Annotated in this window: 23 protein-coding genes; 11 read left to right on the forward strand and 12 right to left on the reverse strand. The window is 72.9% G+C overall.

What is annotated here, in order from left to right:
• Positions 1-25 precede the first annotated feature (25 nt).
• Positions 26-655: a hypothetical protein gene (locus ACFYU0_RS18505; protein ID WP_389302329.1), complete on the forward strand. Its 630-nt coding sequence runs from the start codon at positions 26-28 to the stop codon at positions 653-655.
• Between the two features lie 54 nt (positions 656-709).
• Positions 710-1132, forward strand: a complete 423-nt coding sequence (locus ACFYU0_RS18510) for an acyl-CoA thioesterase (protein WP_351665549.1) — start codon at positions 710-712, stop codon at positions 1130-1132.
• Between the two features lie 9 nt (positions 1133-1141).
• On the opposite strand, the gene ACFYU0_RS18515 is transcribed toward ACFYU0_RS18510, so the two are convergent.
• The 8 genes from ACFYU0_RS18515 to ACFYU0_RS18550 all read right to left on the reverse strand — a co-directional run bounded on the left by ACFYU0_RS18515 (position 1142) and on the right by ACFYU0_RS18550 (position 7382).
• Entirely contained in the window at positions 1142-1543 is a 402-nt protein-coding gene (locus ACFYU0_RS18515) for a helix-turn-helix domain-containing protein (RefSeq protein ID WP_351665551.1), read from the reverse strand.
• Between the two features lie 111 nt (positions 1544-1654).
• On the reverse strand, positions 1655-3052 hold the full coding sequence (locus tag ACFYU0_RS18520; RefSeq protein ID WP_389302334.1) for a nucleobase:cation symporter-2 family protein: 1398 nt from the start codon (positions 3050-3052) through the stop codon (positions 1655-1657).
• Between the two features lie 256 nt (positions 3053-3308).
• Complete coding sequence (locus ACFYU0_RS18525; protein ID WP_389302337.1) at positions 3309-4688, reverse strand: 8-oxoguanine deaminase; 1380 nt, start codon at positions 4686-4688, stop codon at positions 3309-3311.
• Positions 4689-4807: 119 nt separating this feature from the next.
• Positions 4808-5731, reverse strand: a complete 924-nt coding sequence (pucL, locus tag ACFYU0_RS18530; protein WP_351665557.1) for a factor-independent urate hydroxylase — start codon at positions 5729-5731, stop codon at positions 4808-4810.
• A gap of 3 nt (positions 5732-5734) precedes the next feature.
• On the reverse strand, positions 5735-6130 hold the full coding sequence (uraH, locus tag ACFYU0_RS18535) for a hydroxyisourate hydrolase (RefSeq protein ID WP_351665559.1): 396 nt from the start codon (positions 6128-6130) through the stop codon (positions 5735-5737).
• Positions 6131-6134: 4 nt separating this feature from the next.
• Entirely contained in the window at positions 6135-6647 is a 513-nt protein-coding gene (uraD, locus tag ACFYU0_RS18540; RefSeq protein WP_351665561.1) for a 2-oxo-4-hydroxy-4-carboxy-5-ureidoimidazoline decarboxylase, read from the reverse strand.
• Positions 6648-6765: 118 nt separating this feature from the next.
• Positions 6766-7134: a helix-turn-helix domain-containing protein gene (locus tag ACFYU0_RS18545; protein WP_351665563.1), complete on the reverse strand. Its 369-nt coding sequence runs from the start codon at positions 7132-7134 to the stop codon at positions 6766-6768.
• Positions 7131-7382 carry a hypothetical protein gene (locus ACFYU0_RS18550; RefSeq protein WP_351665565.1) on the reverse strand — a complete coding sequence of 84 codons (252 nt, stop codon included), beginning with the start codon at positions 7380-7382 and terminating at the stop codon, positions 7131-7133. The genes ACFYU0_RS18545 and ACFYU0_RS18550 overlap by 4 nt, the downstream gene beginning before the upstream one ends.
• A gap of 154 nt (positions 7383-7536) precedes the next feature.
• Between ACFYU0_RS18550 and ACFYU0_RS18555 the strand changes: the two genes are divergently transcribed.
• The 5 genes from ACFYU0_RS18555 (at position 7537) to ACFYU0_RS18575 (ending at position 12431) form a co-directional block, all read left to right on the forward strand.
• Complete coding sequence (locus ACFYU0_RS18555) at positions 7537-8358, forward strand: TIM barrel protein (protein WP_389302343.1); 822 nt, start codon at positions 7537-7539, stop codon at positions 8356-8358.
• Positions 8359-8383: 25 nt separating this feature from the next.
• On the forward strand, positions 8384-9274 hold the full coding sequence (locus tag ACFYU0_RS18560) for a 2-hydroxy-3-oxopropionate reductase (protein WP_389302347.1): 891 nt from the start codon (positions 8384-8386) through the stop codon (positions 9272-9274).
• A 184-nt stretch (positions 9275-9458) separates the two neighbouring features.
• Positions 9459-10916, forward strand: coding sequence for a catalase (locus ACFYU0_RS18565; RefSeq protein WP_351665571.1), 1458 nt, complete (start codon positions 9459-9461; stop codon positions 10914-10916).
• A 401-nt stretch (positions 10917-11317) separates the two neighbouring features.
• A complete protein-coding gene (locus ACFYU0_RS18570; RefSeq protein WP_351665572.1) occupies positions 11318-11551 on the forward strand; it encodes a hypothetical protein in 234 nt (77 codons plus the stop codon).
• Between the two features lie 160 nt (positions 11552-11711).
• Positions 11712-12431, forward strand: coding sequence for a TIGR04222 domain-containing membrane protein (locus tag ACFYU0_RS18575; RefSeq protein WP_389302352.1), 720 nt, complete (start codon positions 11712-11714; stop codon positions 12429-12431).
• A gap of 75 nt (positions 12432-12506) precedes the next feature.
• Here the strand turns inward: ACFYU0_RS18575 and gcl are convergent, their stop codons facing one another.
• Complete coding sequence (gcl, locus tag ACFYU0_RS18580; protein ID WP_389302354.1) at positions 12507-14294, reverse strand: glyoxylate carboligase; 1788 nt, start codon at positions 14292-14294, stop codon at positions 12507-12509.
• Between the two features lie 279 nt (positions 14295-14573).
• Here gcl and ACFYU0_RS18585 point away from each other — a divergent pair, with 279 nt between their 5' ends.
• Positions 14574-15272: a hypothetical protein gene (locus ACFYU0_RS18585; protein WP_389302356.1), complete on the forward strand. Its 699-nt coding sequence runs from the start codon at positions 14574-14576 to the stop codon at positions 15270-15272.
• On the opposite strand, the gene ACFYU0_RS18590 is transcribed toward ACFYU0_RS18585, so the two are convergent.
• Positions 15260-16870 (reverse strand): AMP-binding protein, encoded by a 1611-nt coding sequence (locus ACFYU0_RS18590; protein WP_389302359.1) that lies wholly within the window; start codon positions 16868-16870, stop codon positions 15260-15262. The two genes, ACFYU0_RS18585 and ACFYU0_RS18590, sit on opposite strands and share 13 nt — an antisense overlap.
• On the reverse strand, positions 16867-18540 hold the full coding sequence (locus tag ACFYU0_RS18595; protein ID WP_389302362.1) for an AMP-binding protein: 1674 nt from the start codon (positions 18538-18540) through the stop codon (positions 16867-16869). The genes ACFYU0_RS18590 and ACFYU0_RS18595 overlap by 4 nt, the downstream gene beginning before the upstream one ends.
• Before the next feature lie 126 nt (positions 18541-18666).
• On the opposite strand from ACFYU0_RS18595, the gene ACFYU0_RS18600 reads away from it, so the two are divergent.
• The 3 genes from ACFYU0_RS18600 (at position 18667) to ACFYU0_RS18610 (ending at position 23528) form a co-directional block, all read left to right on the forward strand.
• Positions 18667-19503 carry a response regulator transcription factor gene (locus tag ACFYU0_RS18600; protein ID WP_389302365.1) on the forward strand — a complete coding sequence of 279 codons (837 nt, stop codon included), beginning with the start codon at positions 18667-18669 and terminating at the stop codon, positions 19501-19503.
• Between the two features lie 168 nt (positions 19504-19671).
• Positions 19672-22497: a helix-turn-helix transcriptional regulator gene (locus ACFYU0_RS18605; protein ID WP_389302368.1), complete on the forward strand. Its 2826-nt coding sequence runs from the start codon at positions 19672-19674 to the stop codon at positions 22495-22497.
• Positions 22498-22736: 239 nt separating this feature from the next.
• Positions 22737-23528: a serine protease gene (locus tag ACFYU0_RS18610; protein WP_351665587.1), complete on the forward strand. Its 792-nt coding sequence runs from the start codon at positions 22737-22739 to the stop codon at positions 23526-23528.
• A gap of 160 nt (positions 23529-23688) precedes the next feature.
• Here the strand turns inward: ACFYU0_RS18610 and ACFYU0_RS18615 are convergent, their stop codons facing one another.
• Positions 23689-24798 (reverse strand): winged helix DNA-binding domain-containing protein, encoded by a 1110-nt coding sequence (locus ACFYU0_RS18615; protein ID WP_389302371.1) that lies wholly within the window; start codon positions 24796-24798, stop codon positions 23689-23691.
• Positions 24799-24851 lie beyond the last annotated feature (53 nt).

The following is a 24851-nucleotide window of genomic DNA, read 5'->3' on the forward strand; positions in this document are numbered from 1 at the left end:
TCGGCGCATCGGAAGGGGGCCCGCCGTGACACGACAGCCCACCGTCGCGCAGCGGCGGGTGATCGAGGCCGCCGACCCGGTGACCGGGCGGCTGCGCGGGACGCCGGCGCAGCTGGACTCGCTGGTGAAGCGGGGACTCGCCTTCCGGCACCCGCGGCCGCCGCACGACCACTTCCTCACACCGGCCGGGCACCGGATACGCGAGGCGGAGCCCGAGGCGCCGCCGGTCGCCGGGGCACCGGCGCCCGCACAGGGCGGGTTCGCCGCACGCGTGGGCGGCGAGGAGGAGGCGCCGGCGTCCGGTGCGGCCCGGCTGCGGGAGGTGCACAGCGCCTGGCAGGGGCTGCTGGAGCTGCGCCGGATGACCAACCCCGGCGGCGCGACCGACCGCCCGTGCGGCTGGGAGCGTGCTCACCTGGTGCGGGCGGCCGCGCTCGCCCTGGAGGCGGCGGGCCACCGCCCGGCGGGCCCGGACGGCGACGGCTACCGGGTGCGGGCGACACCGCAGCCGGAGGCGGTCGCGGTGTACGCACCGGACGAGGCGGCCCTGCGGGCGTGCACGGCGACGCTGGAGCGGGCCGGCTGGCAGGCGGGCGCGTACACGGAGCCCCGGACGCGGGTGCGGTATCTCCTGGCGTCGCCGCGGCGGGCCTGAGACGCGTGTAAGGATCAACGGGTCGAGGATACGAACGACGAAGGAGCACCGGCCGTGGCCGAACCGTTTTCCGTCCGTGTGACCGTCCGCGGCTACGAGACCGACGTGCAGGGTCACCTCAACCAGGCGGTGTACCTCAACTACGCGGAGCACGCCCGCTGGTCGCTGCTCCAGGCCGCCGGAGTGAGCCAGGCCCGGCTGCGCGACCGGGGTGTGGGGCCGGTGGCGCTGGAGACGACGATCCGCTACCGCCGCGAGCTGCTCGCCGGCGACGAGGTGGACGTGAGCTGCGCGTTCGAGTGGGGCGGCGGCAGGACGTTCCGGATCCGGCAGGAGATACGCAAGCTCGACGGCACGGTGGCCGCCGAGGTCACCGCGGTGGGCGGCATGCTGGACCTGGCGGAGCGGAAGCTGCTCGCCGATCCCCGGGAGGTGTTCGCGGAGCTGGCGACGGACCTCGCGCTCTTCGGCCTGTGACCGCGGGTCCTACGCGTCGAGCAGCTCCGGCGGGTGCTCGGCGTCGTAGGCGGCCCGGGCCTCGGCGACGTACGCCCCGTTGCGTTCGGCCCAGTGCGCCAGCCGTCGCAGCGTCGGCTGCAACTCACGCGCGACGGGCGTCAGTTCGTACTCCACCTTGGGCGGGACCGTCGGATGCACGGTGCGCGTGACCAGGCCGTCGCGCTCCAGGTGGCGCAGGGTCAGGGACAGCATGCGGCGGCTGATGCCCTCGATGCCGCGTTCCAGCTCCGTGAACCGGATGGGCCCCGCGGCGGCGGCGACGAGGATCTGCACGCTCCACTTGCCGGCCACCCGGTCGAGGACCTCACGCACCGGGCAGGCGTCCGCGTCCACCGCCCGGACGGTGACGCCGGTGTTCCTGCGCACCATCGGACTCCCTTCTCGCACGGGCCTCCATGCTCGCCCACGAGCCCTCCGGCCGCACCGCGAGGAGGCGGGGCGGGATCGTGTCCCGCCCCGCCTCCTGCTGCCCGCGTCCGCTCAGTGGGCGGGAGCCAGTTCCTCGCCCGACTCCATCGGATGGGTGACGTCGGAGGCGTCCCGGTCCCGGCCGAGGTGGTTGAAGACCAGGTTGAGGAGGACCGCGGTGACGCAGCCGGTGGAGATGCCGGAGTCGAGGACGATCTTCGCGGTGTCCGGGAAGGCGTGGTAGAACTCCGGCGCCGTGATCGGGATGATGCCGACGGCGAGGGACACGGCCACGATCAGGACGTTGTTGTCCCGCTCCAGGCCGGCCCGGACCAGGGTCTGGATGCCGCTGGCGGCGACCGAGCCGAACAGCACCACGCCCGCGCCGCCCAGCACCGGGCGGGGTACGACGGCGATGAGCGAGGCGGCCATCGGGCACAGGCCCATCAGGACCAGGAAGCCGCCGCCGACGGCGACCACGAAGCGGCTGCGGATCCGCGTCATGGCCACCAGCCCGATGTTCTGCGCGAAGGCGCTGCACATGAAGCCGTTGAAGACCGGGCTGAGGGCCGAGCCGAGGGTGTCGGCGCGCAGGCCGGCCGCGATGGTCCGCTCGTCCGCCGGGCGTTCGACGATCTCGCCCAGGGCCAGCATGTCCGCGGTCGACTCGGTCATCGACACCACCATCACCACGCACATCGACAGGATCGCGGCGACGTGGAACTGCGGGGCGCCGAAGTGGAACGGCGTCGGGAAGCCCACCACGGCCGCCTTCGTCACCGGGGCGAAGTCCGTGACACCGAACGGTATGGCGATCAGGGTGCCCGCGATCAGGCCGAGCAGGACCGCGATCTGCTTGACGAAGCCGCGGGTGAACCGGCGCAGCAGGAGCACGAGCAGCAGGGTGACGCCGGCCAGGGTGAGGTTGGTGGCCGAACCGTAGTCGTGGGCGGCCGGGTTCGGCCCCTGCGCCCAGTTGAAGGCGACCGGCAGCAGGGAGACGCCGATCAGGGTGATGACCGTACCGGTGACGACCGGCGGGAAGTAGCGGACCGCCTTGCAGAAGACGGGGGCCGCGAGGAAGCCGAGGAGGCCGGCGACGATGACGGCGCCGAAGATCATCGGCAGGGCGTCGGACTTGTGCTCGGCGGAGGCGACGATCGCCGTCATGGGGGCGACACCGGCGAAGGTGACCCCGTTGACGAAGGGCAGCCGGGCGCCGATCTTCCATATCCCGAGGGTCTGCAGGAACGTCGCGAGACCGGCGGTGAACAGGCACGCTCCGGTGAGGAAGGTGAGCTCGGCGCCGGACAGGCCTACGGCCGCGCCGACGATCAGGGGCGGGGCGACGACCCCCGCGTACATGGCGGCCACGTGCTGCAGGCCGCTGGTCGCCATCTTCAGGGCGGGGAGTTTCTCGTCCACGGGGTGGACGGACTGCTCGTCGGCGTCGACGGGGTGGGCGGACACTGCGGCTCCTCCGGTCGGTGGGACACGTCGGCTCTGACGCGGTTTCAGGGAGGTGGTGCACGAGCATGGAGGCACCTCCCGCTCGGGCGAGGCCGAGCGTGGGGGAGGAACCGGTGGGACCCCTCGGGGTCCCGGAACGGAGACCGTTCCGGGGCGCGCGCCTTCACGTGCGCCCCGGATCCGGCCGCTGTGGACCGCTGGGGTCCACCGCTGCCGGCCGGGAGCCGTCCCTCCCGGCCGGAGTCCTGGTGCCGGCTCAGCCCCGGGCGGCGATGCGCGCCAGGCGCCGGGCCTCGTCCCGCGTGGAGCGGGCGATGGCGTCCTCGTCGACGGTCAGCAGCCGTCCGTCCTCGACGATCTGCCGGCCGTTCACGAAGGAGGCGGTGACCGGGGCCGCCGCGCCGAAGACCAGGGCGGTCACCGGGTCGGCGATGGAGGCGTGGGCGAGGGTGTCCAGCTTCCACAGCACCAGGTCGGCCAGCTTGCCCGGCTCCAGCGAGCCGGTCTCGGCGGCGCGGCCGAGCACCGTGGCGCCGCCGTGGGTGCCGAGCCGCAGCGCCTGCCGGGCGTTCAGCGCCGCCTCCTTGTGCGCGCCGAGGCGGTTGATCAGCAGCGCGTTGCGCAGCTCGGTGTGGAGTTCGCCGGACTCGTTGGAGGCGGTGCCGTCCACGCCGAGGCCGACCGGCACGCCCGCGGCGAGCATGTCCGGCACCCGGGCGATGCCCGCGGCCAGCCGGGCGTTGGACGAGGGGCAGTGGGCGACACCGGTCCTGGTGCGGGCGAAGGCGGCGATGTCGGAGTCGTTCATGTGGACGCAGTGCGCCATCCACACGTCCTCGCCCAGCCAGCCGGTGGACTCGAAGTAGTCGGTCGGGCCCATGCCGAACAGCTCGTGGCAGAACTTCTCCTCCTCCACGGTCTCCGAGCCGTGGGTGTGCAGCCGTACGCCGAGACCGCGCGCCAGTTCGGCGCCCTGCCTGAGGAGTTCGGTGGAGACGGAGAACGGGGAGCAGGGGGCGACGGCGACCTGGACCATGGCGTCGAATGAGGAGTCGTGGTGCTCCTTGACGGTCGCCTCGGTGGCGGCGAGGGCGCCTTCGAGGGTCTCGACGGCGAAGTCCGGGGGCAGCCCGCCGTCCTTCTCGCTGCGGTCCATGGAGCCGCGGGCGAGGGTGAAGCGGACGCCGGTCTCCCGGGCGGCGCGGATGATCGCGCCGGACAGGTCGCCGGAGCCGCGCGGGTACACGTAGTGGTGGTCCATGGCCGTGGTGACGCCGCCCCGGGCCATCATCGCCAGCGAACCCCGCGCCGCCGCGTAGACCATCGGCTCGTCGACGCGCGCCCAGGTCGGGTACAGCGCGACCAGCCAGTTGAAGAGGTTGTGGTCGGTGGCCAGGCCCCGGGTGATCCACTGGTAGAAGTGGTGGTGGGTGTTGACCAGGCCCGGCGTGACGAGGTGCCCGGTGGCGTCGATACGGCGTACGACGTTCTCCAGGCCCTCGGGGGCCTTGCCCGCGCCGACCGCCTCGATGCGGTTGCCGGCGATGACCAGGTACCCGGCGGCGTACTCGGTGTCGTCGGCGTCGACGGTCGCGATCGAACAGTTCTCGATGACGATGCGCTGGGCTGCTGCCATGATTCGTCCTTTTCGCTCAGCGGACTGAAATGGGTGGGCACGGCAGGACCCTGGAGGATTTGAGTGCCGTGACCGGGGACATGGGTTCCCCGGTCACGGGTGCCGAGAGGGTGAACTGGCTAGAGGTTGGTGAGGTCCACCGGGATGCGCGGCTCGCAGCCGTCGCGCAGGACGGTCGCCTCGATCAGGCCGTAGGGCCGGTCGGCGGCGAAGTAGACCTCGTTGTCGTTCTTCAGGCCGAAGGGCTCGAGGTCCACGAGGAAGTGGTGGCTGTTGGGCAGCGAGAAGCGGACCTCGTCTATCTCCGCGCGGTTCTCGATGATGCGCGAGCCCATCTGGTAGAGCGTCTGCTGCAGCGAGAGGGAGTACGTCTCGGCGAAGGCCTGGAGCATGTGCCTGCGCACCTGCTCGTAGGACTTCTCCCAGTTCGGCATCCGCTGCTCGTCGTCGGTCCAGTTGAAGCGCCAGCGACCGGACACCGAGGTGGCCAGGATGCGGTCGTGCGCCTCCTTCAGGGTGGTGTACTTGTCCTTGACGTAGCCCCAGAACTCGGAGTTGGTCGAGTTCATCACCGTCAGGTCCTTCAGGCCCGAGACGACCTCCCACGACGAGCCGTCGTAGGTGATCTGGGCCAGCCGGGTCTCCTGGCCCTTGCGCACGAAGGAGTGCTTGACCTCGTCCGCGCCGATGAACTTCGAGTTGGCGTCGGAGGTCTCGATCCGCTCCCAGGCGTACTCCTCGACGCGGATGCGGGCGCGGTGGATGGCCGGCTGCGAGGTGACGAAGTGGCGGGCGAGGTGGATGCCGAACTGCTCGGCCGACTCGATGCCGTGCTCCTTGGCGAAGGCGTACACCGTGTTCTTGGTGGTGTCGGTCGGCAGGACGTTGGCGTTGGAGCCGGAGTAGTGGACCTCCTCCATGTCGCCGCTCAGGGCGACGGAGACGTTCAGGTCCTTGATGTGGTGGGTGGCGCCGTCCCGCGTGATCTTCACGACCCGGTTCTCGGCCTTGCCGTACTGGTTCTGTCCCAGGATGGTGGGCATGAGCTAGCTCCCTCGGTAAACGGAGTAGCCGAACGGGTTGAGCAGCAGCGGTACGTGGTAGTGCTCGCCCGGCACGACGGCGAACGTGATCGCCACCTCGGGGAAGAACACCGCGGGGCCGCTGTCCCGTTTCGCGGGGGCGTCCTGCTGCGCATCGGCTTGCTTCTTCTCGAAGTAGGGCTCGACGGCGAAGTCGAGCCGTACATGGGTGGTGCCCTCCGGCAGCGCCGGCAGGTCCTTGCACCGGCCGTCGGCGTCGGTCGCGGAGCCGCCGAGCGCCTGCCAGTCCGCGTCCCGGCCCGGGCGGGCGGCGAGGCGGACGGCGACGCCCTCGGCGGGGCGGCCGGCGGAGGTGTCCAGGATGTGGGTGGACACGGAGGCGGTGGTGCTGGTGCTCATGGTGTCAGGCGTCCTCTTCGACGAGCCGGGCCAGCCGGATGCGGTTGATCTTCCCCAGCTCGGCGCGGACGATCTCCCGCTCCCGCTCGGGCGGGTTGCCGATCCGTTCCCTGGCCGCGTCGCGCATCTGCTCCGCGCTGCGGCCGGTGGCGCAGATGAGGAAGACATGGCCGAACTTCTCCTGGTACGCCAGGTTGAGTTCGAGCATCTCGGCCTTGAGTTCCGCGGCGGCTCCGGCCATGCCGCGCTGTTCCCGCGCGGAGGTCGGGTCGCCCGGCGCGGGGCGGCCGATCGGGGGGTGCCCGGCCATCGCCTCCGCCAGGTCCGCGGCGCTCAGCCCGGCCGTCGCGGCGTCGCCGGCCGCGTACAGGTCCGCCACGGTGGCGTACGGCCGGCCGGCCAGCAGCCGCCGGGCCCACTCGGCGGAGGCGCACGCCTCGTGGAGGACGGCGAGGGCCGCGTGCTCCTCCAGGACGTTGAACCGGGCCAGGCCCGGGGGCGTGGAAGTCGTAGTCACGGGAGCCTCCGTGGCCGGATTCGGCCTTCGAGCTGATCGGGCTGCCCAGTAGCTAACGCCCTCCGGAACACGGCGTCAACACTTTGTTGAAAATTCCGGGTTACATCCCGGGCCGCCCTCAGCCCTCCTTCTCGCGGTTGAGGTAGTTGTAGACGGTGAAGCGGCTGACGCCCAGCGCGCCGGCCACGGTCTCGACGCCATGCCGGACGGAGAAGGCGCCCCGCGCCTCCAGCACGCGCACGACCTCCTGCTTGGCCTTGCGGTCCAGGTCGGCCAGGGGCATCCCCTTGCGGCGCTCCATGGCGGCGAGGATGTGGTCCAGCGAGTCGGCGAGCTGAGGCAGGCGCACGGCGACCACGTCGGCGCCCTCCCAGGAGAGCACGACGTCGTCGGGGCCGGCCTCGTCGGGCGGAAGCAGCTCCCCGCCCATGGCGTCGACCAGCGGCTTCACGGCCGCGATGAAGGACTCGTCCCCGGCGCCGGTCACTTCCCGTCCTCCCCGACCACGTTGACCTGCAGCGAGATCCGGGTCGCGCCGGCCTGGAGGGACTTGCGCAGCAGCGCGTCCACGGCCGTCAGCACGCGGTCCGCACCGCCCTCGGCGGTGTTGCCGAACGGGCCGACGTCCACGGCGTCCAGCTCGGCCGCCTCGATGACCTCGCGGGCCGCGACGGCGTGCGCGGGCGCCTCCTCGAGGTCGAAGGGCTCGGTCGTGAACTCCACTCTCAATCGCACGCGCTCAACCTACCCGCGGCCGGTGCTCCTGGGCAGGTCCGGCCGGGGACCGGCGCCCGACCCCCTTGACAAGCTCCGAGACTCACCGGCACTCTTCCGTTGAGCAGAAACAAACTTCCACATTATGGAATTGAAGGAAAGGAGCGCCGCCCCCGTGGGATTCGCAGACCAGCGCTTCACCGTCAACCTGTCGATCCTCTTCACGGAACTCCCGCTCCTGGAGCGCCCCGCGGCCGCCGCCGCGGCGGGCTTCTCGGCGGTCGAGCTGTGGTGGCCCTGGGTCGACTCCCCCGTCCCCGAGCAGTCCGACGTCGACGCCCTGAGGCGGGCCGTCGAGGACGCGGGCGTCCGGCTCACGGGGCTGAACTTCTACGCCGGGCGGCTGCCGGGCCCGGACCGCGGGGCCCTCTCGGTGCCCGGCGCGGAGTCGGAGCGGTTCCGCGCCAACATCGACGTGGCCGCCGATCTCGCCGCGTCCCTGGGCTGCACGGCGCTCAACGCGCTGTACGGCAACCGGGCCGAGGGCGTGGACCCGGCCGAGCAGGACGCGCTCGCCCTGGAGAACCTCGTCCTCGCGGCCCGGGCGGCCGACCGGATCGGCGCGGTGCTGCTGATCGAGGCGCTGAACAAGCCCGAGTCGCCGCTGTACCCGCTGGTCTCGGCGCCGGCCGCCGTGGCGGTCGTCGACCGGGTCGACGAGGCGACCGGGCTCGGCAACGCCAGGTTCCTCATGGACCTCTACCACCTGGCCATGAACGGCGAGGACCTGCCGGCGGTGATCGAGCGGTACGCCGCGCGGACCGGCCATGTGCAGATCGCCGACAACCCGGGGCGCGGCGCGCCCGGCACCGGCTCGCTGCCCCTCGAGGACCTCCTCGACCGGCTGAGGAAGGCGGGCTACGACGGCCACGTCGGCCTCGAGTACAAGCCGGGCGACCGCCCGAGCGCCGAGGCCTTCGACTGGCTGCCCCGCTGACCCCCGTACCGAAAGGCACCCCTTCATGAGCAACCTTCCCAAGATCGCCTGGATCGGCCTCGGCATCATGGGCTCCCCCATGTCCGAGAACCTGCTCAAGGCGGGTTACGACGTCACCGGCTACACCCTGGAGCGGGAGAAGCTGGACCGGCTGGCCGCCGCCGGCGGCTCCGCGGCCGGCTCGATCGCGGAGGCGGTCCGCGACGCCGACGTGGTGATCACGATGGTGCCCGCCTCCCCGCAGGTCGAGGCCATCGCCTACGGCGCCGACGGCATCCTGGAGAACGCCAGGTCCGGCGCCCTGCTGATCGACATGTCCTCGATCACCCCGCAGACCTCCGTCGATCTCGCGAAGGCCGCGGCGGACAAGGGCATCCGGGTCCTCGACGCCCCGGTCTCCGGCGGCGAGGCCGGCGCGGTCGAGGCGGTGCTGTCGATCATGGTCGGCGGCGAGCAGGCCGACTTCGACCTCGCCAGGCCCCTCTTCGAGGCGCTGGGCAGGACCATCGTGCTGTGCGGCCCGCACGGCTCGGGGCAGACCGTGAAGGCCGCCAACCAGCTCATCGTGGCGGTGAACATCCAGGCCTGCGCCGAGGCGGTGGTGTTCCTGGAGAAGTCGGGCGTGGACCTGAAGGCCGCGCTGGACGTCCTGAACGGCGGCCTCGCGGGCTCCACCGTGCTGACGCGCAAGAAGGACAACTTCCTGAACCGCGACTTCCAGCCGGGCTTCCGCATCGACCTGCACCACAAGGACATGGGCATCGTCACCGACGCCGCCCGCAACGTCGGGGCCGCCCTGCCGGTCGGCGCCGTGGTCGCCCAGCTGGTCGCGTCGCTGCGCGCCCAGGGCGACGGCGGCCTGGACCACTCGGCCCTGCTGCGGGCCGTGGAGCGCCTCTCCGGCGCCCAGGTCTGACCCCGCCCCCTCGACTTCCGGGCCGCGGCGCCGCCGACACCTGTCCTGTCGCGCCCAGGCGGCGCCGCGGCCCGGAACCTGCTCGACAACCTGCTTCAACAAACTGTTGACGCCTCGTTCCACCACTTCTAGGCTCCACGAAGCGGAAACAGGTTTCCGCTGACTCCCGCACGGAAGGTCCACGATGTCGAAGCGCGCCCTCACGACCGAGTCCGGCGCCCCGGTCGCCGACAACCAGAACTCAGCCTCCGCCGGCGTCGGCGGCCCGCTGCTGCTCCAGGACCAGCACCTCCTGGAGAAGCTCGCGCGCTTCAACCGCGAGCGGATCCCGGAGCGGGTGGTGCACGCCCGCGGCTCCGGCGCCTACGGCCACTTCGAGGTGACGGACGACGTCACCGGCTTCACCCACGCCGACTTCCTGAGCGAGATCGGCCGGCGCACGGAGGTGTTCGCCCGCTTCTCCACGGTCGCCGACTCCCTCGGCGGCGCCGACGCCGTCCGCGACCCGCGCGGCTTCGCCGTGAAGTTCTACACCGCCGAGGGCAACTACGACCTCGTCGGCAACAACACCCCGGTGTTCTTCGTCAAGGACCCGGTCAAGTTCCCGGACTTCATCCACTCGCAGAAGCGGGACCCGTTCACCGGCCGCCAGGAGCCCGACAACGTCTGGGACTTCTGGGCCCACTCCCCCGAGGCCACGCACCAGGTGACCTGGCTGATGGGCGACCGCGGCATCCCGGCGTCGTACCGCCACATGAACGGCTACGGCTCGCACACCTACCAGTGGACGAACGCCGAGGGCGAGGCCTTCTTCGTCAAGTACCACTTCAAGACGAACCAGGGCGTCCGCTCGCTGAGCGGCGAGCAGGCCGCCGAGATCGCCGGCAAGGACCCCAGCTCCCATCAGACGGACCTGCTGCAGGCCATCGAGCGGGGCGTGCACCCGTCCTGGACCCTGTACGTCCAGATCATGCCGGCGGCCGAGGCGGCCGACTACCGCTTCAACCCGTTCGACCTGACGAAGGTGTGGCCGCACGCCGACCACCCGCTGCGCCGGGTGGGCCGCCTGGTGCTGGACCGCAACCCGGACAACGTGTTCGCCGAGGTGGAGCAGGCCGCGTTCTCCCCGAACAACTTCGTGCCGGGCATCGGCCCGTCGCCCGACAAGATGCTCCAGGGCCGGCTGTTCGCCTACGCCGACGCGCAGCGCTACCGCCTGGGCGTCAACCACACGCTGCTCGCGGTCAACGCGCCCCGGGCGACGACCGCGCACAACTACGGCCGCGACGGTCTCATGGCGGTCAACGGCCAGGGCCGCCGCGCGAAGAACTACGAGCCGAACTCCTACGACGGCCCGGCCGAGACCGGCCGGCCGCTGTCGGCCCCGCTGCCCGTCTCCGGTCACACCGGCACCCACGAGGCCCCGGCGCACACCAAGGACGACGACTTCTTCCAGGCGGGCGAGCTGTACCGGCTGATGTCCGAGGACGAGCGGCAGCGCCTGGTCGCGAACATCGCCGGCGGCCTCTCGCAGGTCTCCCGGGATGACGTGATCGAGAAGAACCTGGCCCACTTCCACGCCGCCGACCCCGACTACGGCCGGCGCGTGGAGGAGGCGGTCCGCGCGCTGCGCGAGGACTGAGGCCCACAAGGCGGCGTCCGGGACCCGGCGGGGAGGCCGGGGACCGGACGCACACGACCCGCGGCCGGGCGGTCCGGATGAGGGGTGGCCCCCCGGTACGCGGGCAGAGCGAGGACCGCGGCGGTGTGCGAGCCAGTGCGGTGGTGAAGGACGCGGGACCCCTTCTCGACCAGAGGGAAGGGCTCCCGGCTCCGTCGCGGCCGCCGCGGTCCTCCAGTCACGGCCTCCGCGGAGGTCCCCTTATACAGCCGTCCGGCGGCGCGAACGTCCTGTCGCGCCCAGCCTCGCGCCGTCGGACGGCCACCACACGGCGCGTGGAGCGTCCCCTGCCCGGGGGGCGCTCCACGCGCCGTCCCGGCTCCCGGCGTGCGCGTCCGGCGTGACCGCAGGACGCTGAACCCATGGGAAATCCGACGCAGTATCCGCACATCGTGGTCCACGCCCCCGCCCTGGACGGCTCCCGCCGGGTCACCGAGGGCGACGTGACCCTGGGACTCGCCTCCCACCTGGACGACGTGGTGGAGATCCTGCGGCTGGCCGACCTGGACCGGATCGAGGTCGAGGAGAGCGACCTCGTCGAGTGGCAGGGCGGCGGGCCGGAGGACTGGCCCGGCCTGACGGAGCACGAGGTGTAGCGACGCCGGGTACGGCGGTGGCCGTACCCGGCCTACGCATACCTCAAATCAAGCTCTGGGAAAGGGCGTTCAGGGCTTCGGCGGCCGTCGCGGGCGGGAACATCACCGTCATGCGGGGCCCGCCGGCACGGGGGCGGCGGGCCCCGTACGGGGGTGCCTCATGGACCGTACGACGCCGCGGCCGGCGGACCCTGCGACGACACCGGACCCGTGCGCGGTCGCCCTGCTGCGGGGCGGCGACCGGGCCGCCGTGACCGTCGCCGTGGTCGCCCTGCACCTGCGCGGCACGGTCGACGCGGGCAGGCCGGGAACCCTGCGCAGGACCGGGCCGGGGGACGCCGCCGCCTTCCGCCATCCCCTGGAGAAGGCGGTCCGTACCGGGCTCTACCGGCCCGCCGGGCCGCGCGAGCTCCCGGGCAGGGCCGTGGTCCGGCGGGCGCTCGCCAGGATGCGGGCGGAACTCCTGGCGGCCGGGCTGCTGCGAGCGCTGCCGCCGGGCCGCACCCGCGCCGCCCGCCGGCTCCTGGCGGGGCTGCGCGAGCGCCATCCGCTGCCCGAGGGCCCGGCCGGTACCGGGGGCCTGGCGGAGGAGGACGTGCTGCTCGCGGTCGCGCTGCACGGCGAGCGCGGGCTGACCGCGCTGCTGCCGCGCTTCGCCCGCGACAGCGGGCTCACCGGCCGCGGCGCCCTCGCGGACGAGGGCCTGTTCCCGTTCGGCCGGGGCGGCGGCGTCCGCGCCCTCGCCCACCACGGGGACGACGGCGCCCGGGACACGGACGACGGCGGGTCCGGTGGCGGGGCCCACGGCGGCCACCACCACGGCGGCTTCCACGGCGGCCACGACTTCGGCGGTGGCTGCGGGGGCGGCGGCTTCGACTGAGCGCGGGCGCCGCCGCCGCACGCCGAAGGGGCGGCCCGTCCTTCCCGGACGGGCCGCCCCTCGCGCGTTCGCGGCTCAGATCTTCAGCGGACTGATCGCCGTCGGCGCGTGACCGGGCTCGGTGGCGAGGTCCTCGAACTCGGTGATGTCGCTGATGTCCATGGTCCGGCTCATCGAGATGTTGGTGACCCTCTCCAGGATCGCCTCGACGACGACCGGCACCCGGTACTCGGCGGCCAGCTTCCGGGCCTGCTCGAAGGCGGGGCCGAGCTGGTCGGGCTCGGTGACCCGGATGGCCTTGCAGCCCAGGCCCTCGGCGACCTTGACGTGGTCGACGCCGTAGACGCCGAGTTCCGGCGCGTTGACGTTCTCGAACTCCAGGTTGACCTGGAAGTCGATGTCGAGACCGAGCTGCGCCTGCCGGATCAGGCCCAGGTAGGCGTTGTTCACCAGGACGTGCACGTAGGGGATGCGGTGCTGGGCGGCGACGGCCAGCTCCTCGATCAGGAACTGGAAGTCGTAGTCGCCGGAGAGCGCCACGACCGGGGAGTCGGGGTCGGCCTTGGCGACGCCGATCGCGGCCGGGACGGTCCAGCCGAGCGGTCCGGCCTGACCGCAGTTGATCCAGTGGCGCGGCTTGTAGACGTGCAGCATCTGCGCACCGGCGATCTGGGAGAGGCCGATGGTGGTGACGTACCGGGTCTCCGGTCCGAACGCCCGGTTCATCTCCTCGTACACGCGCTGCGGCTTCATCGGCACGTCGTCGAAGTGCGTACGGCGCAGCAGGGTGGCCTTGCGCTCCTGGGTGGAGGCGGCCCACGCGGCGCGGTCGGGCAGCCGGCCGTCGGCCTTCAGCTCCTTGGCGGCCTCGACGAACAGCTCCAGCGCGGCCCGCGCGTCGGAGACGACGCCGTAGTCCGGCGGGAAGATCCGGCCGATCTGGGTGGGCTCGATGTCGACGTGGACGAACTTGCGGCCCCGGCGGTAGGTGTCGAGCTTGTAGCCGGTGTGGCGGTTGGCCCAGCGGTTGCCGATGCCGAGGACGAAGTCCGACTCCAGGAAGGTGGCGTTGCCGTAGCGGTGCGAGGTCTGGACGCCGACCATGCCGGCGTTCAGCTCGTGGTCGTCGGGCAGCGCGCCCCAGCCCATCAGGGTCGGGATGACCGGGGTGCCGGTCAGTTCGGCGAACTCGGTCAGCAGGTCGCAGGCGTCGGCGCCGATGACACCGCCGCCGGCGACGATGACCGGGCGCTCGGCGGCGAGCAGGAACGACAGCGCCTTGTCGATCTGGGCGCGGGTGGCGACGGGCCTGTGGACGGGCAGCGGCGCGTACGTCTCCGGGTCGAACTCGATCTCCGTCTGCTGCACGTCGATCGGCAGGTCGATCAGGACCGGGCCGGGACGTCCCGACCGCATCAGGTGGAAGGCCTGCTGGAAGACGCCGGGGACCTGCGCGGCCTCCATGACGGTGACCGCCATCTTCGTCACCGGCCGGGCGATGGAGGCGATGTCGACGGCCTGGAAGTCCTCCTTGTGCATGACGGCGGTGGGCGCCTGGCCCGTGATGCACAGGATCGGGACGGAGTCGCCGATCGCCGAGTACAGGCCGGTGATCATGTCGGTGCCGGCGGGCCCCGAAGTGCCGATGCAGACGCCGATGTTGCCGGGGCGGGCTCGGGTGTAGCCCTCGGCCATGTGTGAGGCGCCCTCGACGTGGCGGGCGAGCGTGTGGTGGATGCCGCCGCCCTCCTTCAGCGCCTTGTAGAAGGGGTTGATCGCCGCGCCGGGCACACCGAAGGCGTCGCGGACGCCCTCGAGCTTGAGGATTTCGACTGCCGCGCGGGCAGCGGTCATTCGGGCCATCGGGTACTCCTGCTTCGGCTGTCGGATGCGTACTCCCGTCGCGCCCCGCGGTGAGCACTGCCTCCGGAGTCATCGGATCGCTTCGCGTACTATTTCCGTATCGCGGAAGTTAACTTCTACTATCTGGAAGCAATGTAAGGGGGGTGCCGATCGCCGTCAAGGGAGCCCGGGGCACGCCGGGAGCCGGGCGGGGCAGAGGCGCCAAGCGCCGGACAGGCGGCCCCGGATGGAGGACGATGGGGAGGCTGCCCCGACGCGACGCCTGAAGATGGATGGGCCATGCCCGAGAGCGTTCCGCTGCACTGTCCGGCCTGCCGGCGCGAGCACGTCTACACCGCGCCCCCGTACCCCTGCGCCTGCGGCGCCCCGGGCGCCCCGCGGCTGGACCCGGCCGCCGAACCGGCCGTGCTCGCCCACCGCGCCTGGGACGAGGACTGGGTCACCGTGCGCTGCACGGCCTGCGGCCGCCGCAACCAGTGGCCGCACCCCGAACTGGGCTGCCCGTGCGGGACGGTGCTGCGCATACCGGTGGCCGGGGCCCCGTCACCGGGCCCCGGCCACCGTCCTGCGGCGCGGTCCGCGGCCGTCGCCTCCGCGCTGGACGCCGTCACCGCCGCCGTGCTGTGTCTGCGCCGGCTCGGCCACCGGGACATCCGGCGCGCCGACCAGCGCCCTCCTTCGGGCATCGGCCTGGCCGCGCCCGGCCTCGTCGTGCTGGTCGATCCGGCGGCGCGCCCGGCCTCGCCCCGGGACGTGGAGTGCCTCTGGCTGACGGCCATGACGGAGTCCGCCCACTGCGTCTGCTTCTCCGTCTCGGGCTACACCGAGGCGGCCCGGGTACGGGCCGACGCGCTCGCCGTCCCCCTGTTCACCCTGGGCCACGGCGGGACGGCCACGCCGGTGAACGGCCCCGGCCGGCTGCTCGCCGGGCCGGGCGCCGGCCCGGACCTCCGGACTCCCCGCCGTCAGGCGCCGTAGGTCTGCCGCAGCTCCACCTTGCGCACCTTGCCCGAGACCGTCATCGGGAAGGCCTCCAGGATCTGCAGCCTGCTGGGGATCTTGTAGTGGGCGAGCCGGTCACGGCAGAAGACGCGCAGGTCCTCCAGGGTCAGCGGGTCGGCGGGATCCATGGGGATGACGCAGGCCAGGACCTCCTCCCCGTACTTCTCGTGCGGCACGCCGACGACCTGGACGTCCCGGATGCCGGGGTGGCCGTAGAGGAACTCCTCGATCTCGCGCGGGTAGATGTTCTCGCCGCCGCGGATGATCATGTCCTTGATGCGGCCGACGATCTCGACGTACCCGTCCTCACGCATCACCGCCAGGTCGCCGGTGTGCATCCAGCGGCCCGGGTCGACGGCCTCGGCGGTCTTCTCCGGCTCGTCCCAGTAGCCGAGCATCACGCTGTAGCCGCGGGTGCACAACTCCCCCGCCGTGCCGCGCGGCTGCGTCACCCCGGACACCGGGTCGACGACCTTGACCTCCAGGTGCGGCAGGACCCGGCCGACGGTTCCGGTGCGGTGCTCCAGGTCGTCCTCGATGCGGGTCTGCAGGGAGACCGGGGAGGTCTCGGTCATTCCGTAGCAGATGGAGACCTCCGCCATGTGCATCTCGGCGACCACCCGCTTCATCACCTCCACCGGGCAGGGCGAGCCCGCCATGATGCCGGTGCGCAGGGAGGAGAGGTCGTACTCGGCGAAGCCGGGCAGGTTCAGCTCCGCGATGAACATGGTCGGGACGCCGTACAGCGAGGTGCAGCGCTCCCGCTGGACGGCCTCCAGCGTCGCCTCCGGGTCGAAGGACGGCGCCGGGACGACCATGCAGGCGCCGTGCGAGGTGACGGCCAGGTTCCCCATGACCATGCCGAAGCAGTGGTAGAAGGGGACCGGGACGCAGACGCGGTCCTGCTCGGTGTAGGCGACCAGCTCGCCCACGAAGTAGCCGTTGTTCAGGATGTTGTGGTGGGAGAGCGTGGCGCCCTTCGGGAAGCCCGTGGTGCCCGAGGTGTACTGGATGTTGATGGGGTCGTCGCAGGACAACTCGGCCTCGCGCGCCCGCAGTTCCTCCGGCCCGACGGCGGACCCGCGCCCGGCGAACGCCTCCCAGCCCGGATCGCCGATGTAGACCGTCTCCGTCAGCCGCGGGCAGCGGACCCGGACCTCCTCCACCATCGCCCGGTAGTCGCTGGTCCGGTGCCGGACGGTGGCGAACAGCAGGGAGATCCCCGCCTGGTTGAGGACGTACTCGACCTCGTGCGTACGGTAGGCCGGGTTGATGTTGACCATCACGGCGCCGACCCGCGCGGTGGCGTACTGCACCAGCACCCACTCGGCGCAGTTGACCGCCCAGATGCCGACCCGGTCGCCCTTGGCGACACCGCTCGCGAGCAGCGCGCACGCCAAACGGTCCACGTCCGCGGCGAATTCGGCGTAGGTCCAGCGCCGGCCGGACGGCACGTCGACCAGGGCCTCGCGCTCGGGCCAGGCGGCCACGGCGCGGTCGAGGTTGGCCCCGATGGTGTCGCCGAGCAGGGCGGTGGGGCCGGTTCCGTGGGTGTACGACAGTTCCGAGGTCACCGGAAGTCCTCCTCGCGGTACTCGTCGTCGGAGCCGGCGGCCGTGGCCTCGCGCAGCTCGATGCGGCGGATCTTGCCGGAGACGGTCTTGGGCAGCGCGGCGAACTCCAGCCTGCGCAGGCGCTTGTAGGGGGCCAGCACCTGGCGGGAGTGCTCGAAGAGCACCTTGGCCGTGTCGGGTCCCGGCTGCCAGCCCTCGGCGAGGACGACGTAGGCCTTGGGCACGGCGAGCCGCAGTTCGTCAGGGGCGGGCACGACGGCGGCCTCGGCGACGGCCTCGTGCTCCAGCAGCGCGCTCTCCAGCTCGAACGGGCTGATCTTGTAGTCCGAGGCCTTGAAGACGTCGTCGCTGCGGCCGATGTAGGTCAGGTACCCGTCCTCGTCGCGGGAGGCGACGTCGCCGGTGCGGTAGTAGCCGCCCGCCATCGCCTCCGCCGTGCGGTCGGGGTCGCCGTGGTAGCCGGTCATCAGGCCGACGGGGCGCTCGGACAGGTCCAGGGCGATCTCGCCCTCGGCGGCGCCGGGGGCGCCGGAGACCGGGTCGAGCAGTTCCACCCGGTAGCCGGGGCTGGGCCGGCCCATGGAGCCGGTCTTCAACCGCTGCCCGGGGCTGTTGGAGACCTGCACGGCCGTCTCGGTCTGCCCGAAGCCGTCCCGGATCGTGATGCCCCAGGCCCGCCGGACCTGCTCGATGACCTCCGGGTTGAGCGGCTCGCCCGCCGCGACCACCTCGCGCGGCGGGGTGGCGAGCTGGGACAGGTCGGCCTGGATGAGCATCCGCCAGACGGTCGGCGGCGCGCAGAAGGTGGTGACCGCGTGCCGGTCCATCTCGGCCATCAGGCGGGCGGGGTCGAAGCGCGTGTAGTTGTGGATGAAGACCGTCGCCTCCGCGTTCCACGGCGCGAACAGGTTGGACCAGGCGTGCTTGGCCCAGCCGGGCGAGGAGATGTTGAGGTGCACGTCGCCGGGCTTCAGGCCGATCCAGTACATGGTGGCCAGGTGCCCGATGGGGTACGAGGTGTGGGTGTGCTCGACCAGCTTGGGGCGGGCGGTCGTGCCGGAGGTGAAGTACAGCATCAGCGGGTCGTCGGCCAGGGTGGGGCCGTCGGGGACGAAGTCGGGGGCGGCGGCGTACGCGTCCTCGTACGGCTCCCAGCCCTCCCGCGGCAGCCCGCCGACGGCGATCCGGGTGTAGGCGCCGGGCACGTCGTCGAACTTCGCGGTGTCCTCGGCCCGCACCAGCACGTGCTTCACCCGGCCGCGCTCCACCCGGTCGCGCAGGTCGGCGGGGCCGAGCAGCGGGGTGGCCGGGATGACCACCGCGCGCAGCTTCATCGCGGCGAGCGCGGTCTCCCACAGCTCCGCCTGGTTGCCCAGCATCACGAGGATGCGGTCCTCGGCGGTGACGCCCCGCGCGCGCAGATGGGCGGCGACGCGGTTGGAGCGCTCGGCCATCTCGGCGAAGGACAGCCTGGTCTCGGTGCCGTCCTCCTCGATGATGTGCAGCGCGGTCCGGTCGTTGCCCTCGGCGATCACGTCGAACCAGTCCAGCGCCCAGTTGAAGTGCTCGGGCCGCGGCCAGACGAAGCCCTCGTAGGCGCGGGTGTAGTCCTCGCGGTGCTCCAGCAGGAAGTCCCGCGCGGTCCTGAAGACCTCGGTCGCCGTCGTCATCGGTGTCCTCCTAGAATCCGGACCATTGCCGGGCGGCTCTCTGGCATCGTCTAATCCGTGATGCAGGTCTCACTACCCCCGAACGGGGGTGTGGTCCACGGTGAGCCGCGCCGAAGGAGCGATGAGGTGGCAGCAGAGGCCGTGGCGACGACGGAGATACGCGGTGCGCTGGCCCGGCTGCGGCGCGCCACGGGGCTCCCGGTCGCCTTCGGCGGGCTGGTCGAGGCCGGCCGGCCGCAGATCAGGATCAGCGAACTGAGCGGCACCCACACCGCCGCCCTCAGGTCCCTCGCCGTGACGTCCGGGAACGGACTGGGCGGCAGGGCGGTGGCGTTGGCCCGTCCGTGCGCGGTGACCGACTACGCCGGTTCCCGCCAGATCAGTCACGAGTACGACGTGCCGGTGGCCGCCGAGGGCATCCACTCGGTGCTCGCGGTGCCGGTCGTGGTGCGGCGCCGGGTGCGCGGGGTGCTGTACGGCGCGCTGCGCTCGGCCCAGCCGCTCGGCGACCGCACGCTGGGCGCGGCGATGGCGGCGGCGCGGGACGTGGAGCAGTCGCTGGTGGTGCGGGAGGAGGCGCGGGGGCTGCTCGCGGCGGCCCGGGCGGAGCCCGCCGGGGCGTGCCGGGGAGCGGAAACCGGCCAGGAACAGGTGCGCGAGGCGCACGCCGCGCTGCGCGCGCTGGCGCCGCGGATCGCCGACCCGGAGCTGCGCGCCGAGCTGCTGGCGGCGTGCGGACTGCTGGCCGCGCCCCGCCCGGCCGGCGGCGCGAGCCTGGCGCCGCGGGAGCTGGACGTGCTGTCCTGGGTGGCGGCGGGCGCGACGAACGCGGCCGTCGCCGAGCGGCTGGGTCTGCGTCCGGAGACGGTGAAGGGATATCTGCGCTCGGCCATGCGGAAACTGGGCTCGCACACCCGGGGGGAGGCGGTGACCGCGGCACGCCGGGCGGGACTCCTGCCATAGGGACCGTCCGGTCGGTGACGCTCGTAAGGAAACCTGCCCATTGTTGTGACCATGCCGCGAATTTTTTCCTGCGCTTGACCGTTTGTTATTTCCCTCACCACGGCTTCCGTCCGAATTTCAAGGATCGTTGCCTAGAATTTGGCCCGGACACGACACAGGAGGGGAGCGGTGACCGTGCGACGGGACTTCCAGGAGTCGGTTCGATGCCGCCCCGACCTGGTCATCGGCCGCGAAGAGCTGTTCGGGAGCGCCCGGGACCAACTCGACTCCGGTGGCAGCGTGCTGCTCCACGGCCCGGCCGGAATAGGTAAATCGACGGTCCTGCGGGCATTGGCCGAGGAATACGGCGCCACCGCGCGCCGGGTCCTGCGCTGCTCGGCGACCGAGTCAGAATCCCACCTTCCGTTCCTGGCCCTTGCCGACCTCCTCGGCCTGGCCCTGGAGGAGGTCGCCCCGCGGCTGCCCGCCGCACAGCTCACGGCCCTGGAATCGGCGCTCACCGGCCGCGGCGAGTCCAGCCTCCAGCGCGACGGCCTCGCCCTGCGCCTCGCGGTGCTCTCCGCGCTCCGGGCGCTCGCCGAGCAGGGTCCCGTCCTGATCGTCGCCGACGACCTGCAGTGGCTGGATCCGGCCAGCGCCGAACTGCTCGGCTTCGCCGCCCGCCGGCTCGGCGACACCCCGGTGCAGATGCTGTGCGCGGTGCGCACCGAGGACGAGGCCTACGACCGCCATCTGCGCGCCTGCCCGCCGGGCACCCTCTCGGTACGGCTGGGCCCGCTCTCCCGCACCGAGCTGACCACGCTGCTGAAACACCGCGGCTACGACGGCCTGCCCCGCTCCACCGTCCGGGAGGTGCACCGCACCAGCGGCGGCAACCCGCTGTTCGCCCTGGAGCTGGGCCGCGTCCTGGCCGAGAACCCGGCCCCGCCCCGGCCGGGCGAGCCGCTGCCGGTGCCCACCTCGCTGCGCGCCCTGGTGCTCAGCCGCCTCGACCTGCTGTCGGTGGAGGCCCGCCGCACCCTGCTGCTGGCCAGCGCCGGCGCCCGCCCCACCCTCGCCCTGCTGCACGCGGCCGGCCGGGAGCACGCCGAGGCCGAGTGCGCCCAGGCGGCCGAACTCGGGCTGCTGGTCACCGAGACCGACGACCCGGCCGTGCGGTTCGCGCATCCGCTGATCTCCGCGGCGCTCTACGCGGAGGCGCCCGCGCAGGAGCGGCGCGCGGTGCACGCGGCCCTGTCGACCGCGGCCTTCGACCCGATCGAACGGGCCCGGCACCTGGCCCTGGCCACCACCGGCACCGACCCGGACGTGGCCGACAGGCTCGCCGAGGCCGCCGCGCTGGCACGGGACCGCGGGGCGCCGTCGGTGGCCGCCTCGCTCGGGCTGCTCGCCGCCCGGCACACCCCGGCGGCCGGCGAGCCCGGCCCGGACGAGCGGCGGCTGCGGGCCGCCGAGGACGCCATCACGGCCGGCGAGGCCGACCTGGCCCGGGACATCGCCCGCGAGGTGCTGTCCCGGGCCGTGCTGCCCGCCGAACGGGTGCGCGCGTGGATGGTGGTCATCGAGTCGGCCGGGCAGGCGCTCGGCGACGTGGACGCCGTCTTCCCGCAGGCGCTGGCCGACGCCGGCGACGAACCCAGGCTGCTCGCCCTGGTCCGCTACCAGCTCGCCTGGCGCGCCCTGGTCGTCGAGGGCGACTTCACCGAGGCCCGCCAGGAGGCCGCGCACGCCGCCGAGCTGGCGGCGCGGGCCGGCGACCGGCGCACCGAGCTGATGGCGCGCGCCTTCCAGGCGTCGACCGAGACCCTGATGGGCCATCCGGACGCCGCCGCCACCACCGCGCGGGCCCTGGAGGAGCCGCAGGACCCGTACGTCGCCTGCCACCACAACGGCGTCGGCTACGCCCGCTACCGCTGGCTGCTGATGAGCGACCAGCTCACCGAGGCCCGGGCCACCATCACCGCGCTGCTGCGCGAGGTGCGGCGGCGCGGCATGGTCGAGAGCGAGGTGCACTACCTGCGCATGTGCGCCGAGACCGAGCTGCGCGCCGGTCACTGCGGACGGGCCCTCGACCTGTCCCGGGAGAGTCTGCGGCTGGCCCGGGACGCGGGCATCGGCGAGAGCGCGTCCGCGATGCTGGCCTCGCTCGCCGAGGCGTCCGGCGGCGACACCGAGCGGGCGCTGGAGCTGGCCCGCGAGGCGGTCGGGCACGCCGAGGAGGACGGCGACCAGATGTACCTCTCCCGCGCCCTCGCGGCCCTCGGCTACGCCCAGTTCGTCGCCGGGGAGCCGCGGGCCGCCGTGGAGTCGCTGGGCCGGGTGCGGGAGCTGGAGCTGGGGCTCGGCATCACCGACCCGGCGCGCGGCCGCTGGCACGGCGACCTGGCGGAGGCCCTGGTGCTCGTGGGGGAGCACGGCCAGGCGCAGCAGGTCATCGACGGGGCCCGGGAGCACGCCGTCCGGCTGGGCCGGGAGAGCGTCGTCGCCGTGCTGGACCGGGCGGAGGCGCTGGCCCGGGCCGCCCGCGGTGACCACGAGGCCGCCATCGCCCAGCTGACGTCCGCTCAGGACCGGCTCGGCAAGCTCGGCAACGGCCTGGACGAGGCCCGGGCGGCGTTCGCGCTGGCCCGGTTGCGCGCGCGGCGGGCGGAGAACCCGGCCCGGCGGAGGGCGGCGTACGACGAGGCCGTGCGGCTGTTCCGGCGCTGCCGTGCGCTGCCGTGGCTGCGCCAGGTGGACGAGGCGCTGCGCGCCCCGCAGCCGGAGCCCGCGCCGCCCGCCCGGGATCCGCTGGACGCGCTGGACGGTCTGGCCTCGATGGAGCGTCAGGTCGCCGCGCTCGTCATGGAGGGGGCCACCAACCGGGAGATCGCGTCACGGCTGTTCGTCAGTGTGAAGACGGTCGAGGCCACGCTGACCCGGGTGTACCGGAAGCTGGGGATCCGCTCGCGCGTCGACATCGTCCGATTGGCGGCGGCTCGCCGAGCGCGGTGAGCGAGGCGCTAGTTAACTGAGCCGGACCGAGGGTTTTCCCTCACCCAACCCCCTAGGGGGTTCCCTCATTGGGAGCCGAGGGACCCGGGTCCTAGCGTAAAGGGCGTGCCGCTCGCCCGGGCACAAGGGGTCGGTCTCTCCCCCAGCCGCTCGGTTCCTCACGAGCAGGGGGTTCCCCCACCCATGTGCACCACCCCCACGCCCGTGCGAACCCCCCACCGGCAAACCCGAGGAGACGCATGACCGGCCTCAGACGTGCCAGAAAGACCACCGCCGCGCTCGTGGCGACGGCCGCCGCCGCGGCCACCGCGCTCATCGCCTCCCCGGCCGCGGCCGACGCTCCTCAGCCCATCGTCGGAGGCACGACCACCACGACGACGGCGTACCCGTTCGTCATGCAGATCACGGACGCGTCCGGCAGCCAGTTCTGCGGCGGCACCCTGGTGGCCGCCAAGAAGGTGGTGACGGCGGCGCACTGCATGGTCGGCGAGACGACCGGCAGCGTCCGCGTGGTCGGCGGCCGGACCTATCTGAACGGCACCAACGGCACGGTCAGCAAGGTCAGCAAGATCTGGATCGACCCGGACTACACCGACGCCACCAACGGCGACGACGTGGCCGTGCTGACCCTGGCGACGTCGATGCCTTACACGAAGGCGCCGTACGTCTCCTCCTCCCAGACCAGCGTGTACGCGGCCGGCACCACGGCCCGCATCCTCGGCTGGGGCACCACCTCGGAGAGCGGAAGCTCCTCCAACCAGCTGCGGACCGCGACCGTTCCGGTCGTGTCGGACGCCGGCTGCAGGAGCTCCTACGGTTCGGACTACGTCCAGTCCGACATGGTTTGCGCCGGATACACGTCCGGCGGCGTAGACACCTGCCAGGGCGACAGCGGCGGTCCCCTGTTGATCGGGGGCGTCCTGGCAGGGATCACTTCCTGGGGCGAGGGTTGCGCGGAGGCCGGTTACCCGGGTGTGTACACCCGGCTGACCACCTTCTCGGACCTCGTGACCGCGCAGGTCGGCTCATAGCCCCGAGGACCACCCGAGCACCTCTCGGGTAGATGCCGGGGGGCGTTGCGGGCCACCACGAGCGGCCCGCAGCGCCCCCTCTCCAACTCCCCCGCCTCCCCCGCCTCTCCACGAGCCGTCGCGCCTGCCCGGTCCGGCCGCGGCCGGACCGGCGAGGGGCTCAGCGCGGTACGACGGCGCCGAACCGGATGTCGTGGGGCTTCCCGGGGTGCAGCGCGGCCAGCATGCGGGCCCCCTCCTCGGCGACCTCCTCCTGCCGGCGCTTCGTCAGCTTCCCGAACGGCTCGACGACGAGCGTGGTGCCGTCGAGTCTCCACAGCCCGGCCAGGAAGCCGTCGACCAGGAGGGTGCGGTAGGCCTGGTTGCCGCGCCGCGCACGGCCCCGGTGCTCGGGGGGCACGACGCGGGTGCGGTCGGCGTGGGACAGCAGGAGGTTGTCGTACTCGGGCAGGAAGCGGGGCGGGGCCGGGGTGTCCGGGTCGGGGCGGGGCGCGTCGGGCAGGTCGAACAGTTCGGCTCCGGCGGGGTCGCGGAAGGTGACCAGCCGCGGGCGCAGCCGCTCGAAGGCGTCCCTCAGCCGGGTGAGTCCGGACCAGGTCTGCATGTCCTTGACGGAGGCGGGACCGAAGGCGGCGAGGTAACGCGGGATCACGGTCTCGGCCGCCGGGGGCGGTTCGGCGGGTCGGCCCAGCCAGTGCTCGGCGGTGGTGAGGGCGACCCGGCCGGCCCGGCCCCACAGTCCGCGCGGGGTCACCTGGACCAGGGGCAGGGTGCAGCGGGCGGCGACGGCGAGCGACGCGGGGTCCGCGTCCGGCCACTCGGCGCTCAGCGCCGCGCGGAGCTGGGCCATGGTCCGCGGCTCCGCCTCCACCAGGTCGCGGGCGAGGGCGGCCAGCCGGCCGAGGTCGACTCCGGCCAGCCCGGCGCGGAACTGCGTCAGCTCCCGCTCCCGGGCGGCCTGGACCAGGGGCCGCAGGATGAGGCAGTCGTCGGCGGTGTGGGTGTGGATGGTGGAGCGCAGGGTGACGATGCGGACGGCCGCGCGGTCCGCCATGAGCCGGGACAGCCGCTCCGGCGCGAACCCCTCCAGCCGGGCGGCGAGCGCGTAGTACGGCGGCTCGGTGTTCTGCGCCTGCAGGCCCAGGAGGTGCCGCACGGCGTCCTCGGCGGACAGCGGGGAGCGGCGCAGCAGGAGCTGCCGGTCCAGGGTGGCGCGGTTGAGGGCGCGGGTGTCCAGGAGCGGGGCCGTGGCCGTGCTGCTCTTCGTCATGGAGGAGACGCTAACCGGCCTTGCGGACACCTTCTGTCCTCGACCTGCGGGCC

The organism is Streptomyces sp. NPDC003720 (assembly GCF_042875075.1).
Taxonomy (GTDB): Bacteria; Actinomycetota; Actinomycetes; order Streptomycetales; family Streptomycetaceae; genus Streptomyces.